General features: G+C 63.2%; 12 protein-coding genes and 1 tRNA gene. 2 read left to right on the top strand and 11 right to left on the bottom strand.

From position 1 onward, the window contains the following. Positions 1-536 precede the first annotated feature (536 nt). Positions 537-1,409: a hypothetical protein gene (locus UB31_RS06360; protein WP_245305953.1), complete on the bottom strand. Its 873-nt coding sequence runs from the start codon at positions 1,407-1,409 to the stop codon at positions 537-539. Between the two features lie 145 nt (positions 1,410-1,554). Between UB31_RS06360 and UB31_RS06355 the strand changes: the two genes are divergently transcribed. Next, the gene (locus UB31_RS06355; RefSeq protein WP_045010243.1) at positions 1,555-1,782 is read left to right on the top strand and encodes a DUF3551 domain-containing protein; all 228 of its coding nucleotides are present in this window, start codon (positions 1,555-1,557) and stop codon (positions 1,780-1,782) included. 64 nt (positions 1,783-1,846) lie between these two features. Here the strand turns inward: UB31_RS06355 and UB31_RS42045 are convergent, their stop codons facing one another. Continuing rightward, complete coding sequence (locus tag UB31_RS42045) at positions 1,847-1,990, bottom strand: hypothetical protein (RefSeq protein ID WP_197090774.1); 144 nt, start codon at positions 1,988-1,990, stop codon at positions 1,847-1,849. Positions 1,991-2,294: 304 nt separating this feature from the next. On the opposite strand from UB31_RS42045, the gene UB31_RS06350 reads away from it, so the two are divergent. Continuing rightward, a complete protein-coding gene (locus UB31_RS06350) occupies positions 2,295-2,678 on the top strand; it encodes a PLD nuclease N-terminal domain-containing protein (RefSeq protein WP_045005984.1) in 384 nt (127 codons plus the stop codon). A 165-nt stretch (positions 2,679-2,843) separates the two neighbouring features. On the opposite strand, the gene UB31_RS06345 is transcribed toward UB31_RS06350, so the two are convergent. From UB31_RS06345 to UB31_RS06305, 9 genes are all read right to left on the bottom strand, one after another. Continuing rightward, a tRNA-Arg gene (locus UB31_RS06345) sits at positions 2,844-2,920 on the bottom strand. A 58-nt stretch (positions 2,921-2,978) separates the two neighbouring features. Next, positions 2,979-4,034, bottom strand: coding sequence for a sensor domain-containing diguanylate cyclase (locus UB31_RS06340; protein WP_045010242.1), 1,056 nt, complete (start codon positions 4,032-4,034; stop codon positions 2,979-2,981). Between the two features lies 1 nt (position 4,035). Next, a complete protein-coding gene (locus UB31_RS06335; RefSeq protein ID WP_045010241.1) occupies positions 4,036-7,146 on the bottom strand; it encodes a bifunctional diguanylate cyclase/phosphodiesterase in 3,111 nt (1,036 codons plus the stop codon). A gap of 174 nt (positions 7,147-7,320) precedes the next feature. Beyond that, entirely contained in the window at positions 7,321-8,406 is a 1,086-nt protein-coding gene (locus tag UB31_RS06330; protein ID WP_197090773.1) for a branched-chain amino acid ABC transporter permease, read from the bottom strand. Further along, a complete protein-coding gene (locus UB31_RS06325) occupies positions 8,403-9,413 on the bottom strand; it encodes a branched-chain amino acid ABC transporter permease (RefSeq protein ID WP_045010239.1) in 1,011 nt (336 codons plus the stop codon). Before UB31_RS06325 ends, UB31_RS06330 begins: the two co-directional genes overlap by 4 nt. After that, on the bottom strand, positions 9,410-10,132 hold the full coding sequence (locus UB31_RS06320; protein WP_045010238.1) for an ABC transporter ATP-binding protein: 723 nt from the start codon (positions 10,130-10,132) through the stop codon (positions 9,410-9,412). The genes UB31_RS06325 and UB31_RS06320 overlap by 4 nt, the downstream gene beginning before the upstream one ends. Continuing rightward, positions 10,129-10,893 (bottom strand): ABC transporter ATP-binding protein, encoded by a 765-nt coding sequence (locus UB31_RS06315; protein ID WP_045010237.1) that lies wholly within the window; start codon positions 10,891-10,893, stop codon positions 10,129-10,131. The genes UB31_RS06320 and UB31_RS06315 overlap by 4 nt, the downstream gene beginning before the upstream one ends. Before the next feature lie 85 nt (positions 10,894-10,978). After that, positions 10,979-12,163, bottom strand: a complete 1,185-nt coding sequence (locus UB31_RS06310) for a substrate-binding domain-containing protein (protein ID WP_045005974.1) — start codon at positions 12,161-12,163, stop codon at positions 10,979-10,981. A gap of 233 nt (positions 12,164-12,396) precedes the next feature. Next, the gene (locus UB31_RS06305) at positions 12,397-14,133 is read right to left on the bottom strand and encodes a putative bifunctional diguanylate cyclase/phosphodiesterase (protein ID WP_045010236.1); all 1,737 of its coding nucleotides are present in this window, start codon (positions 14,131-14,133) and stop codon (positions 12,397-12,399) included. Positions 14,134-14,246: the final 113 nt, after the last annotated feature.

Below are 14,246 nucleotides of genomic sequence, written 5' to 3'. Positions count from 1 at the left end.
CGGGGCTCCCCAACAAGCTGTTCATTGCGGGCCGGCTGCTCGCGGTTTATCTGACCCGCAAATATCTGACGGCCAAGGTGCGAGAGTTCGCTACGATTTCCGTCCGCCTGCTTACGCGAGAAGGGCTTCGATCGACCTTCATGCGCATCATTGTCGGCCGAACTGGAGAGCGAAAATGGAAACCGTGGGATGTAGCGCGGCCACACTCGAAGCCGCTAGCAAGGCTTTGGACGGGGAGGGGCCTGTCAACATGGTCCGCTCCAGAGACCGGGTGGATTATCACGGCAAGTCGGAGTTTCGACCCCCACGGGCGATTCAGCGGTCACGGCCTGCCGGCGGCGTGGGTCGTCGCGGATATCGTGCGCATGGAAAACGAAGTTCTCGTCGAGCACTGGGACGTGATCCAGGACGAGGCCACGCAGGCACAATCACGCAGCGGTCTGCCGATGTTCGGCGACAAATTCCCAGCTTGAGGACAACTGTAGCAACAGAACAACCATTCTTCGGGGCTGAAGGATGGTTGCGCGTCTCTGATATCAGATCCGGTCGTTGAGAAGGACGCCGGACAGCGAAGGGTCGCTTGGATTCGTCGTGCCGTTTGGTCCCGTCCCGCTGTAGGTCGAATCCGCGAGCGAGTTTTTCAGCGACTGAAGGAATTGTTCGAGCAGGTCCGTCGCCGAGGTGCCGCTTGACGAGCTATCGGTGCTGCTGGTCGCAGCAGACGCGCTTGTCGTCGTCGTGTCGCTTGATCCCGTCGTGCTGGAGGAGGTCGAGCCCGTGAGCGAGTCTTTCAGCGACTGAAGGAATTGCTGAAGCAGGTCCACCACCGAATTGCCGCTGGATGAGCCATCCGCGCCGTTGGCCGGAGGAGGTCCGCCGGCCGGCGGCGGTCCGCCCGCGCCATCTGGTCCATGCGAGAACGCTGCTTTGAAAACGCCTTGCAGCTCGGTCGCCTGCTGGTCGGTCAGCTTGCCGGCCGAAACCGCCTGCTGGATCAGATCATCGATCTTCGACTTGATGCTGTCGGACGATGATGTGCTGCCGCTGGATTGATCGCTCAGGCTGCTTGATTGCAAAGCCGAGTCAATGTCGCTGAGCGCGGAGGACAGTGCCGACTGATCGGACGAACTGATCGTGCCGGAGCTGACTTCCGATTGCAGTTCGTCCTGCAGCCGCTGCAACGGCGATGCGCGGTGGTGGTGGGAGGAGAGGCCCGAAATCGAGGTCATGGTGGCTTTCCGTGCTTTGTGTCCTGAGTTCGCCCAGGCAGCTGGATCTGCCCGGTTGCGCGGTGGTAGCGACGCGAGCTGGCGCGGAGCCTTCGGAATCGCGCAAGACCGGTTGCCGAGTATTGCCAAGGAACAATTAGAAACATTTAGAAACAAAAAGCCCGGCATCGAGGTGTTCAACCGCAGCTTGAGCTCGTTGCCATTCCGTGAGCACCCGTCTCTCCGGAGGTCCTCTCAACAGACAACCCGCGTCTGGTTGGGGCTTTTACTGACGGTCTCACCTCGGTGTCGCCCGTATACTCACCTCCATCAGAAGGGGGTTGAAATGCATCTCACTGTTCCGGTGCTGGCATCGGTCACCATGCTTTTGGTTCAGGTCTTCTCAGTACCAGCCCAGGCTGCCGCGGCAGATCGATACTGCCTGCGCGGTCGCCACGCTGGCTTTCCCGGCAATTGCCAATTCGCCACCCGTGCGCAATGCCTGGCCACCGCCTCCGGCACGAGCGCCTATTGCGGCATCAATCCGCGCTACGCCTCCTCGCGGCGGCGCTAATTGTTTCTGCGGTGAGATGGTGCCCCAGGCACGAATAATCCAAGGGGTTAATCCGATAAAACCCTCAGGTGCGAATGTGATTGTTCGGATTTTTCGATTGGGCGGCCAGTGATATCCAGGTCGTGGCGACCAGCGAACGCGCCGCCCCTACAGAAGCGATCAATCGAAGAAAGGAACACCAGATGCGAAAGCTTTCGCTATTGGTCATTCTGCTCTCGCTCGCAGGAATGCTCCCTTCCAGCGAATCCTTTGGCCAGAGTGCGCTTCGCGGTGCGGTTATCGGAGGTGCCGTCGGCGGTCGTCGTGGCGCTGCGATAGGAGCTACGGCCGGAGCCATCGCCGGAGCCAACCGTCGGCATCACCATTGGCACAGATATTATTGGAGAAACGGCAGCTGCTGGCATCGCACGCAAAGCGGAAGGTCGCACCGCGTGTCGCATCGGTACTGCCGGTGAGCGGTCAGGCTTGATGGCGGCAAAGGTCGAGAACGGCAACGCAACAAGGAGATCGCAATGTTCTTCGCACAAGAGGGATTCACCTATCGAAATTTCCTGATGGATATGATTGCCGTATTCGCATTTGTCGTCTGGTTCTGGCTGCTCATCGTCATCTACGGCGATCTGTTCAGGCGCCACGACATCTCCGGATGGGGTAAGGTATTGTGGGTGCTCGCGCTGGTTCTGACCTCCTATTTCGGCATTTTTGCGTATCTTATCACCCAAGGCAGAGGCATGGCCGAACGCAGCGCGGAGCAGGCGCAACGGACGCGCGAGGAGTTGCGTAACATCGTCGGCTTCAGTGCCGCAGACGAACTTGCCAAGCTCGATCAGCTCAAGAAGTCTGGATCGATAACCGATACCGAGTACGGGCGCCTTCGCACCAGACTCGTCTCTTAGCTCCGTCGGTGCGCCACGCGCCACCGCCGTAGGATCCGCAGGTTGCAGATAGACCCGGCGGTCCCCAATCAGGCAGGCAACGGACGTTCCAAATGAATGTTTGGCGTTCGTCCTTGCCCTGCCGAGGGCGCGTTCCGGTACATTTCAATAAATAGCGGATTTGAGTGGCGCACCCGACACGATTCGAACGTGTGACCTTTGCCTTCGGAGGGCAACGCTCTATCCAGCTGAGCTACGGGTGCAACGAGGGTTCATTTAGCCGATTGGCGCGGGGCGGGCAACCGGTCTTGCCGCGGCAATCTAGGCTGATTTGCGGGCGGTGGAGCTCGGAACTTGCACGCCGTCCCGGCCGAGGCCGGCGAATTCGGCCAGCATCCGCTCAGCGCAGATGACGCGGTTGCGGCCGAGCCGTTTGGCGGCGTAGAGCGCCTGATCGGCCGAGCCGAGCAGCCGGTCGGGGCCGCCGTCGGCTTCTCCGGGAATGTGGCTGGCCACGCCAACGCTGAGGGTGACGTGGTTGCCGGCCCCAATGGCACCATGGGCGATCGCTAAGGCCATCACGGCACGGCGGATCTCCTCGGCGATGACGCAGGCATCGTCGCAACTCATATCGGGCAGGATCAGCGCGAATTCCTCGCCGCCATAGCGGCTGGCGAGGTCGAGCGGGCGCAGCGCATGCCGGCTGACGACATCGGCGACCGCCCGCAGGCACTCGTCGCCGGTCTGGTGGCCGTGCTGGTCGTTGAACAGCTTGAAATGATCGACGTCGACGAACAGCAGCGACATCGGCCGCTGCGTCTGCTGCGCACGCGACCATTCCGACATCAGCATCTCATCGAAGGAGCGGCGGTTGGACAGTCCGGTGAGGCCGTCCTTGGTCGCGAGCTCTTTCAACGCCGTCTCGGCGCGCTTCTGGCCGGTGAGGTCGCGCAGCGTTTCCACCACCGCAATCAGATTGCCGGCCTCGTCGTGGATGGGGCCAGCATCGATCGCGAGATAGAGCTGGTTGCCGAGCCGCGGCATCACGCACCAGTTTTCCGCGCTGAAGCCGAGGCCGTTGTGGCCGCGCGCGGCGTACTCCGAATAATACTCCGGGAGCTGCTCGGGGCGGTCGAGCGCGACCAGATCGGCGAGACAAGGGCGCTTGGACTCGTAGAAGGCTTGCCAGTGCTTCGTGGTGCCGATCACTTCCGACGCAGCCACGCCGGTCAGCCGCTCGCAGGCTCTGTTCCAGATCACGACACGACGCTTCGGGTCGATCACGAATGTCGGCACCACAAGATGCTGCATCAGCCGCACCGCGTAGGAATCCGCTACGTCGACGGTTTTGGCCGGAGTCTTGCCTCGCTTTGCCATCTCAGGCCACCGCCGCTACCGGCACGGCATCGCCCGGTCCGAACAGCTTGCGCACCTCGGCCGCCGGCTTCGGCTTGCTGAACAGATAGCCCTGCATCTCGGTGCAGCCGAGCGCGCGCAGCATCTCGCGCTGCGCCTCGGTCTCGACGCCTTCGGCGACCGTGGTCATGTTGCTGGCGGCGGCGATGTTCACCACAGCCTGCACGATCACGGGTGCGCCGCTGGCGTCGGCGATGTCGGCGACGAAGCAGCGGTCGATCTTGATCTTGTCGAACGGGAAGCGCTTCAGATAGCTCAGCGACGAATAGCCGGTGCCGAAATCGTCGAGCGCGATGCGCACGCCGATCGAGCGGAGCTGGTGCAGGATCGAGAGCGCGGCTTCGTCGTCGCGGATCAGCACGGCCTCGGTGATCTCGATCTCGAGTCGCCGCGGCTCGAGCCCGGAGGCGGCCAGCGCGCCGGCGATCTTCAGCGCCAGGGTGTCGCATTTGAGCTGCACCGGCGAGACGTTGACCGCGAGGCGCACATGGGCGGGCCAGGTCGCGGCCTCGTTGCAGGCGGTGCGCAGCACCCAGTCGCCGAGCTCGTTGATCAGGCCGGTATCCTCGGCGATCGGAATGAACTCGGCCGGCGATATCATGCCGCGCTCGAGATGGCGCCAGCGCAGCAGCGCCTCGCAGCCGGAGACTTCGCCCGAGTGCAGATTGACCAGAGGCTGGTAGTGCAGCTCGAAGCCGCCATCGACCAGAGCCTGGCGCAGATCCTGCTCCATGGTGAGGCGAGCCTTGGCGCTCGCATCCATCTCAGGCACGAAGAAGCGGTAGGTGCGCCGCCCTTCCGCCTTGGCGCCGTACATCGCGAGGTCGGCGTTCTTGATGAGCTGGTCGAGATCGTTGCCGTCCTGCGGCGCCAGCGCGATGCCGATGCTCGCGTCGGTGGAGAGCTGATGGCCGAGACAATGATAGGGGCGGCGGATCGCTTCATGAATCCGCGTCACGAAGGACAGCACGTCGGCGGACGATTCGATTTTGGTGTGGATGACGGCGAATTCGTCGCCGCCGAGCCGCGCGATCAGGTCGCCCGGCTTGAGGCAGGCGCGGATGCGGCCCGCGATCGCCTTCAACAGCTCGTCGCCGACATGATGGCCGAGCGAATCGTTGATGCCCTTGAACTCGTCGACGTCGATATAGAGCAGCGCGAACTGCTCGCCGCTTGCGACCTTTTCCAGCTCGCGTTCGATCTGCTCGCGGAACAGCGCACGGTTCGGCAGGTCGGTCAGCGCGTCGAAATGCGCCATATGCGCGATCTTCTCATGGGCGCTCCGCCGTTCGGTGACATCCTCGACGACATTGATGAGGTAGCGCGGCTCGCTGGACTTATCGCGGATGCCGATCCGGGTCGAGGTGATGTAGCGCAGTCCCTTGGTTTGGCTCGGCCAGGGATGTTCGTCCTTGTACAATCCCGTGGCCGCTTGCAGCGCCTTGCTGTCGTCGTCGGTGACGAGCCTGGCGGTGTCATCCGGGTATATGTCGAAGGGGGTCTTGCCAACGACGGCTTCGTGCGATTGGCCGAATTGCTCTGCGGCGGTGCGGTTGACCAGCAGATATTGCCGCGTGCGGGCATCCTTCACCGTGATCTGCGACGGGATATGGTCGATGATCTCGCGAAGGAACGTGTAGTTGCGGTCGCGCTCCTGCTCCAAACTGCGCCGCTCGGTGATCTCCTCGATCGTGGCGACCCATCCGCCCTGCGCGAGCGGGGTGTTGATGACCTGGAAGGCGCAGCCGTTCGGCAGCTCGTGCATCCTGGTGGAAACCGTGCCTTCGGCGACGACCCTCATGACGTCGGCGCAAAACGCCTCGACGTCGCCATTGAACGCTCCGCGTTCCTTGCGATGGTGCATCGCCTCGATGATGTGGCAGCCGGGTTTGATGACGTCCGCGGACAGGCCGAACATGTCGGCATAGCGGCGGTTGCAGGTGACGATGTATCCGGCGGCGTCGTACAGGATCAGCCCTTGCGACATGTTGTTGAGGGCGGTGTCGAGCCGCTGCCGCTCCGATTCGATCCGCTCCTGGGCCTCGCGATTCTGCCGTTTGATCTGGCGGATGATCAGGAACAGGATCAGCGCGATCACGGCCGCCGAAAGCGTTGCGGTGGTGACCATGAATCCGGTTTGCTGCCGCCAGTCCGCAAGCGCAGCCGACATGGTGTTGGTCGCGACGATGACCAGCGGGAAATGGGTTAGCGACGCGGCCGAGCCGAGCCGATCCTCACCGTCGACCGGGCTCTTGACGCGAAGCGTGTGCTGACCGCCTTTGGCCAGCACTTTCTGCATCAACGGTGCGTTCTTGTAGTTGGTCCCGATCAACTCCTCGACATGCGGGTAGCGCGCCAGCATCGTGCCTTCGCGGTCGAACAGCGAGATGGCGGCGCCCTCGGCCAGCGCGACGGACGCGAAATAGCGTTGATAGCTGTCGGGATCGATCCGCCGGACCATCGCGCCGACGAAGGTGCCGTCCGGCAGACTCAGCCGGCGTGCGACGATCGTGGTCCATTTGCCGATCAGGAGGCTGCGCACGGATTCCAGCAGCACCGGCTCCGACATCGGATTCGATCTGAAGGTCTGGAAGTAGGCGCGCGCCGACACATTGATCTTGGGGAGCGGCCGGGGCCGCGACCAGCTGATCAGCTCGCCATCGGCATCGTAGATCGCGATGTCGCCGAGATAGGAGACCGCGCTGATCTTGCTCCTCAGCATCCGGCTGGCTTCAGGCCCCGACATGCGCTCGCGGAACATCTGCGGCGAGGAGATCTCCGGCAGATGCATCTGCCCGATCAGGTCGGCCGCGATGACGTCGGAGTCCTCAAATTGCTGATCGAAATGCCGCGCGATCAGCTGAACGGTATTTTCCAGCTCGCGCTCGCGGTTCGCCAGTGTGCGCTCGCGGAATTCGCCGGAGGCCATGGCGGTCACGACGAAGATGCCGGCGACCAGCAATGCGCCTGATAGTGTCAGCCACAGCACGGGGCCGCGCCGCGTGGCGGCGTCCCAGCCGCCCCTTGCGGCTAGCGACAGTCTGACTGCCATCCCTGAAAATACGTCGCGCATTTCCTCCCCCTGGAGGAACAGAAATACACCGCACAAATGGCCTAAAGCTTAGGAAAACCAGTTACCTAAGGATTAATCCGGTTGCGCAGTCGCATCGGCGTAGAGCAGGACGCGAATAACGTCATGGTTGCACATCATCTGCAACAAACGCTGCGCTGCATCATGAATCGCTGCTTAATGCGAGGCGCCCGGGCTCTTGTCGCCGCCCACATTGCGCAGCCGTCCGACCACGCCGGTCGGGAAAAAGTAGACGCTGGCAATGAACAGCAACCCGAGCCACAGCAGCCAGCGGTCCGGGTGCAGCAGTCCCGGCAGCAGCGGCAGGCCGGCCTCCGCCGCCGCCTTCGAGGCGACGCCCATCAGCGATTGCAGATAGTTCTGGGCAAGGATGAAGATCGTGGCGCCGATGATCGCGCCGTAGATCGTGCCCATGCCGCCGATCACCACCATCAGCAGGATGTCCAGCATGATCGAGAAACTGAGCGAGGTGTCGGGGCCGGCATAGCGCAGCCACAGCGCGTTCAGCATGCCGGCGCTGGCGGCGACCAGTGCGGCGAGGCAGTTGGCATAGGTCAGGTGGAAGACGGTGCGGAAGCCGAGCGCCTCGGCGCGAAAACGGTTCTCGCGGATCGCCTGGAGCACACGCCCGAACGGCGAGTTTACCACCCGCAACAGGCCGAGGATCATCAGGGCCGAGACCGCGAACACCAGATAGTAGGTCAGGGTCCGGCCGTTGATCTCGAAGCCGAACAGGCTTTTCGAGACCAGCACCGTGCCGGGGCGCAGCAGCTCGGGCAATTGAAAGCTGCGTCCGTCCTCGCCGCCGGTCAGCCAGGACAGCTGCGAGGCCAGCACCTGGAAGGCGGAGGCGACCGCGAGCGTGATCATGGCAAAGAAGATCGCGGCGACCCGCAGCGAGAACAGGCCGATCGCGAGCGCGAGCAGGGCCGCGAGCGGCAGGCCGACGACGATGCCGGTTGCGACCGCGGCCCAATTCGGACCCATCCCATACAGCGCGATCGCGACCGCGTAGCTGCCGATGCCGTAGAACATGGTGTGGGCGAACGACACCGAGCCGGTGTAGCCGAGCAGCAGGTCGTAGGAGGCAACGAGCGCGGCGAAGACGCAGATCTTGGCCGCAACGTTCAGCGCCTTGGCGCCCGGGAACAGGAACGGCGTTGCCGCCAGCGCCAGGATGATGACGACAAGAACGAGCGTGAGGGCGCGGCTGCGCGGCGGGTCGCCTGACAGGATCATCATCGGCTGGTTACCGCATAGAGGCCGCGCGGCCGCCACATCAGAATGGCGACCATCAGCAGGATGTTGGAGACGAGGGCGAGCTTCGGCACCAGGAAGCCGCCGTAATTGGCGACCATCGCCACCAAAATCGCGCCAATGAAGCAGCCGCCGATCGACCCCAAGCCGCCGATGATGACGACGACGAAAATCAAGACGGTGAGCTCGTCGCTCATGGAGGCATGGACCTGCTCGCGATAGAGCGCCCACATCACGCCGCCGAGGCCTGCGAGCGCCGATCCCGTCATGAACACGCCGAGGAACAGCCGTCGGATGCGATAGCCGAGCGCTTCCACCATCTCGCGATTCTCGACGCCGGCGCGGATCAGAAGGCCGAGCTTGGTGCGGTTGAGCACGAGCTGGATCGCGACGAAGACGGCAAGCCCGATCAGCGTCGCCAGCACGCGATATTTGGCGATCGCGACGTCGCCGAGGATGAAGGAGCCGCGCAGCGAGGTCGGCAGCGGCGTCGGGATGATCTGTGGCCCCCACAGCGCATAGAGCGTCTGCTCGGCGACGATCAGGCCGCCCGTTGTCATCAGGATCTGCTTCAGATGCTGGCCGTAGACGGGGAGGATCAGCACGCGCTCGACGATCAGGCCGAGCGCGCCGGAGACCGCCATCGACAGCAGCGCCGCCGGCGCCAGCACCGCGAGGTTGATCCAGAGCGAGTCGGCCTGAATGGAGGCTGCGAACGGCGCAAACACCAGCGTTGCGACATAAGCGCCGACCGCGATGAAGGCGCCGTGGCCGAAATTGAGCACGTCCATCAGGCCGAATACGAGTGTCAGGCCGGAAGCCATGATGAAGATCATCATGCCCATCGCGAGGCTCGCGGCGGTCAGTGTCAGCCAGGTGCTGGGCGAGCCGATCAGGGGTATCGTCACCAGCGCAAGTGCGATCGGCAGCAGGATTGGCGCGATGTCGCGCTTGGGCTTCGGCAGCGGATCGGTTGCGGCAAGTTCAGTCACTGATGCGCCTCCAGGCTCAGGCCCAACAGCCGCTCCTGCAGCGGCACGTCGGAAGCCAGGGCCGCCATCTCGCCGCGATGGACGATGGTGCCGTTGTCCATCACCAGCACGTGGTCGCCGAGCTCGCGGGCGGCAAAGAAATTCTGCTCGACCAGCAGGATGGTGGCGCCCTTGCGCTTGATCTCCTTCAAGCACTCGATCAGCGCCATCACGATCGCAGGCGCCAGCCCTTTGGTCGGCTCGTCGATCAACAGCAGTTTTCGCGGCTCGATGATGGCGCGCGCGATCGACAACATTTGTTTTTGTCCACCCGAGAGGCTGCCCGCGCGCGACAGCCAGAACCGGCGCAGCGCCGGGAAGAAGCCAAAGATCCACTCGAGCTGGGTGTCGTCGAGTGGCCCGTCGCGCGCCGCCAGCACCAGATTCTCCTTCACCGTGAGGTCGGAGAACACCGCCATGCTTTCTGGCACATAGCCGACGCCGAGCCGCGCGATGTCGGGCGTGGCACGGCTCTCGATACGCTGGCCGGCGAGGCTGATCTCGCCGCTTGAGGCCTGCCACAGGCCCATGATGGTGCGCAGCGTCGTGGTCTTGCCGGCGCCGTTGCGGCCGAGCAGCATGGTGGTCTGTCCCTGCGGGACGGCGAGATCGATACCCTGGAGGATGTGATAGCGGCCGATATGGGTGTGCACGCCGGAGAGTTTGAGCAGGTCGGTCATGCTGCGCTCTTCGGAGCAATGCCGAGATAGGCTTCCTGCACGATCGGCGAGGCGATCACCTCGGCCGGCGGGCCATCCGCAACAAGTTGTCCGTTATGCAGCACGATGATGCGGTCGGCGAGCGAGCGCACCACGTCCATCTTGTGCTCGACCAGCAGGATGATCTTGCTCTTGTCCTGCTTGAGTTGCGCAATCAAATTCAGCACCACAGGCACCTCGTCGATGCTCATGCCCGCGGTCGGCTCATCGAACATGAACACCTTTGGCTCAAGCGCGATCATCAGCGCGACCTCGAGCTTGCGCTGGTCGCCATGCGACAGCACCGTCGCGGCCACGCCGCGGCGGTTGCCGAGCGCGACTTGGTCGAGGATGGCGGCGGCGCGGGCGATCAGGTCGCGGCGAACCATCCAGGGCCGCAGCATGTCGTAATGCGTGCCGTTTGCCGCCTGCACCGCGAGGCGGACGTTCTCCTCCACCGTCAGGTTCGGGAACAGATTTGTCAGCTGGAAGGCGCGCCCGAGGCCAGCGCGGGTGCGCAGCGGCGCGGAATGCTGGGTGATGTCGGTGCCGTCGAACAGGATGCTACCGTGTGAAGCGCGCAGCTGGCCGGAGATCAAATTGAAATAGGTGGTCTTGCCGGCGCCGTTCGGCCCGACGATGGCGGTGAGCTCGCCCGGGCGAAATGTACAGGTGACGTTGTTGACTGCGACATGGCCGCCGAAGCGGATGGTGAGGTCGCGGGTTTCGAGAGAGAGCGTCATTGGTCTGGCAAATAATGAGAGGAGGTGTTTCCGCGATCACGCTGCGCCCCCTCCCCCGCAAGCGGGGGAGGGGGCGCAAGAAAACTCAACGCTTGTTGCGGATCGGAACGTCCATGTCCTCGATCTTCAGCTCGCGCACCGGCTCGAGCACGGCCCAGGCGATGTTCGGATCGACCTTGACCTTGAAGTGATACATGCTCTGGAGCGCCTGATGGTCCTCTTTCCGGAACACCATCTTGCCCTTCGGCGTGTCGAACTCCAGACCTTCCATGGCGGTGATGAGCTTCTCGCTGTCGGTCGACTTCGCCTTGGTGACGGCGGCGACGACGGACATCGCGGCGGCAAAGCCGCCCGCGGTGAAGAAGTCCGGCGGCGCGTTGAAGCGCTTCTGGTGCTCGGCGACGAACCAGTCGTTCACCGGATTCTTCGGGATGTCGTAATAGTAATAGGTCGCGCCTTCCATGCCGGGCAGGCCCTTATAGGCTGCGAGTGCCGGGAGGATGTTGCCGCCGGTGGAGAGCTCGATGCCGTAGCGCTTCGGGTCCATGTCCTGGAGCTTTGCCAGCGGATTGCCGGCGCCGGCCCAGATCACCCAGATCACCTTGCGGCCCGGCTTATCTTTCAGCGCATCAAACAGGCGCTGGCCGACCGCGGTGAAATCGGTGGTCGAAGTCGGGGCATATTCTTCCGCTGCGAGTGTCGCGCCGGTCTTGCCGAGCGCTTCCTTGAAGGCGGCGACGCCGTCGCGGCCGAAGGCGTAGTCCTGCGCCAGCGTCGCCACGGTGACGCCCTGCTTGCCGATTGCGACTGCGTTCGAGATCGCGTCCTGCGAGGAGTTGCGCGCCGTGCGGAAAATGTAGCGATTCCACTTCTCGCCGGTAATCTGGTCCGCGACCGCAGGCTCGACGATCAGGATTTTCTTGTTCTCCTCGGCAACGGGGAGAATGGCGAGTGCCGCGGCCGACGAGGTCGTGCCGATCGCGATGTCGGCCTTGTCGTCCTGATAGGCCTCGGCGAGCGCGGCCTTGGAGAGGTCCGGCTTGCCCTGATCGTCCTTGGTGATGATGACGATCTTGCGGCCGTCCAGCGTCATGGTGCCCTTGGTGGCGTACTCAAAACCCATTTGCAGGCCGGTCTCGGTCTGCTTGGCGTAGGCCTCCAGTGGACCGGTCTTGCCGTAGATCAGCGCGACCTTGAGATCATCTGCGTGTGCGGAGGCCGCCGCAGCCAGCCCGAGAATGGTTGTTGTGATGATGAATGATCGACGCAAGATGATCCCTCCTTATTGAAATTCCTTGGCAACAGCGATTTGCACAGCCTGACCAACATTGCAATTCCACCTTCCGGCGGGACGTGCACGAGGCGCATATGACAATGGCTTGACGCGGATCATAACGGATTGCGGTTGCCGCGGAAATCGGCGGCGCGGGCACGCAGGCTCGTGCTGTAGTCACCCCTGGATCGGCCTGCTCAGGTCACACAAGGTCAGGCTGCGGGAAGCGGTCAGCGCCGATAGCCGCTCGCGCGTGAATAGCCCTGCCGGTTCTGCTGTATCGGGCGGTTTGCGACGCTGACCCGCGCCTCGCTGGAGGCGGGCGTGGCGAGCTTCAGCTCCTCCAAAAAGATCGGCCGGGCGAAATAATAGCCCTGGGCGTAGCGGATCTTGGTCGCGGCCTGGAGATAGGCGAGCTCCTCGTAGGATTCGAGGCCTTCGGCGATCACGGTCATGCCGAGCGCTTCGCTCAAGGACTCGATCGCGCGCAAAATGCCCTGGCTGCGCGGGCGCTTATGGATGTCGGTGATGAAGGAGCGGTCGATCTTGATCTCGTCGGCGGTGATGTCGGCGAGCGCCGACAGCGACGAATAGCCGGTGCCGAAATCGTCGATGGAGATGCCGACGCCGAGGTTGCGGAACATCGGCAGGATTTCCGACTGGAAGTGGCTCTTGGCGACGAACGCGTCCTCGGTCACCTCGATCATGAAGCGCTTGGGAAAGCCGGTCTCCTCCAGCGCCTTCGCAAAAGTGCGCATGAATGCGGGGTTGCCGGCCTGCTTGGCGGCGACGTTGATGCTGATGGTGGCGTCCGCGCCAAACGTGTCGTTGATCAGGTCGATCGATTTGACGATCTCGGCGAGCACGAGATGGGTGAGCTCGTCGATCAGTCCGAGCTCGACTGCCAGGTTGATGAACGAGCCGGGGGCCTGGATCACGCCTTCGTCGTCGCGCAGCCGCACCAGCGCCTCGATGCCCGTTACGGCCTGCGTCCGGATATCGACCTTGGACTGGAATGCGCAACAGAAGCGCTTGTCGAGAATGGCGAGCCGCAGCGACTGCTCGATCTTCATGCGCGCGAGCGCCTCGCGCTCCATGCTGGCGTCAAAAAATGCCGCGGATCCTTTGCCGTTGTTCTTGATGCGGTACATCGCGATGTCGGCGTTCTGGCGCAGCGTCTCGAAGTTGCGGCCATGATCCGGATAGAGGCTGACGCCGACCGAGGTGGAGGCGAAAATCTCCGAATTGTCGAGGAAGAACGGCGCGGTCAGTCGCTCCAGGGTCGATTGCATGAATTCCGCAACTTCGTCCTGGCTCTGGATCGGCGAGAGCAGCAGCAGGAATTCGTCGCCGGAGATACGCGACAGCATGTCGGACTCGCGCAGGTCGCGGCCGAGCCGCTTCGACAGCTCGACCAGCAGCATATCGCCGACCGCGTGGCCGTAATAGTCGTTGATGTGCTTGAAATTGTCGATGTCGAGAAAGGCGAGCGCGAAGCGTTCGCCGACACGCTCGCACGCCAGCAGGTTGTTGGCGCGATGCTCGATCACGCGCCGGGAGGGCAGTCCGGTCAGCTCGTCGAAATAGGCCGAGCGGAACAGCTGGTCCTCGAAATTTTTCTGCTCGGTGATGTCTGCGGAGGTCGAGATCAGCAGCTCGCGTCCGGCAAGGCGGACCGGACGATGCGTGGTGAGCAGCACCCGGCGCGCGGGGCCGTCGTGCAGCGCTTCCTCGGTGACAACAGCCTGGCCGGCCGCGAGGGCCCGTTGGCAGGCATCCCGGCGCTGCGCGAGATTCGGCGACGGACGGCTGCCGTCCATGCCGAGCTGGTTCGCCGCGGTGTCGTTAACCAGGAGAAGCTCGCCTTGCGCGTCCTGCACGGTCAAGCCGGTCGGCAGCAATTTAACGATTTCCTTGAGAAAGCCGAGCTCAGCCTCGCTCGCGCCGGAATATTTACTGTTGTTCATAGAAGTCATGAATCTTGTTGTTTCAGCGCGCCTTTGCAATGGACGCGATCATGCGCAGTTCCCTCTTAGGTTTGGTTAAGGGGTCCGAAGAAATACGGGTGTGTTCTGGGGGA

The organism is Bradyrhizobium sp. LTSP849, from assembly GCF_000938255.1.
Classification (GTDB): Bacteria; Pseudomonadota; Alphaproteobacteria; order Rhizobiales; family Xanthobacteraceae; genus Bradyrhizobium.
This window is presented reverse-complemented; position numbering and strand designations above follow the sequence as displayed.

What these genes read in the sequence shown, in the direction of transcription:
- UB31_RS06320 (WP_045010238.1), bottom strand. Translation starts at nt 10,132, where the DNA reads ATGACCGACCTGCTCAAACTCTCCGGCGTGCACACCCATATCGGCCGC.
- UB31_RS06340 (WP_045010242.1), bottom strand. Translation starts at nt 4,034, where the DNA reads ATGGCAAAGCGAGGCAAGACTCCGGCCAAAACCGTCGACGTAGCGGAT.
- UB31_RS06305 (WP_045010236.1), bottom strand. Translation starts at nt 14,133, where the DNA reads ATGAACAACAGTAAATATTCCGGCGCGAGCGAGGCTGAGCTCGGCTTT.
- UB31_RS06315 (WP_045010237.1), bottom strand. Translation starts at nt 10,893, where the DNA reads ATGACGCTCTCTCTCGAAACCCGCGACCTCACCATCCGCTTCGGCGGC.
- UB31_RS06355 (WP_045010243.1), top strand. Translation starts at nt 1,555, where the DNA reads ATGCATCTCACTGTTCCGGTGCTGGCATCGGTCACCATGCTTTTGGTT.
- UB31_RS06335 (WP_045010241.1), bottom strand. Translation starts at nt 7,146, where the DNA reads ATGCGCGACGTATTTTCAGGGATGGCAGTCAGACTGTCGCTAGCCGCA.
- UB31_RS42045 (WP_197090774.1), bottom strand. Translation starts at nt 1,990, where the DNA reads ATGACCAATAGCGAAAGCTTTCGCATCTGGTGTTCCTTTCTTCGATTG.
- UB31_RS06330 (WP_197090773.1), bottom strand. Translation starts at nt 8,406, where the DNA reads ATGATGATCCTGTCAGGCGACCCGCCGCGCAGCCGCGCCCTCACGCTC.
- UB31_RS06350 (WP_045005984.1), top strand. Translation starts at nt 2,295, where the DNA reads ATGTTCTTCGCACAAGAGGGATTCACCTATCGAAATTTCCTGATGGAT.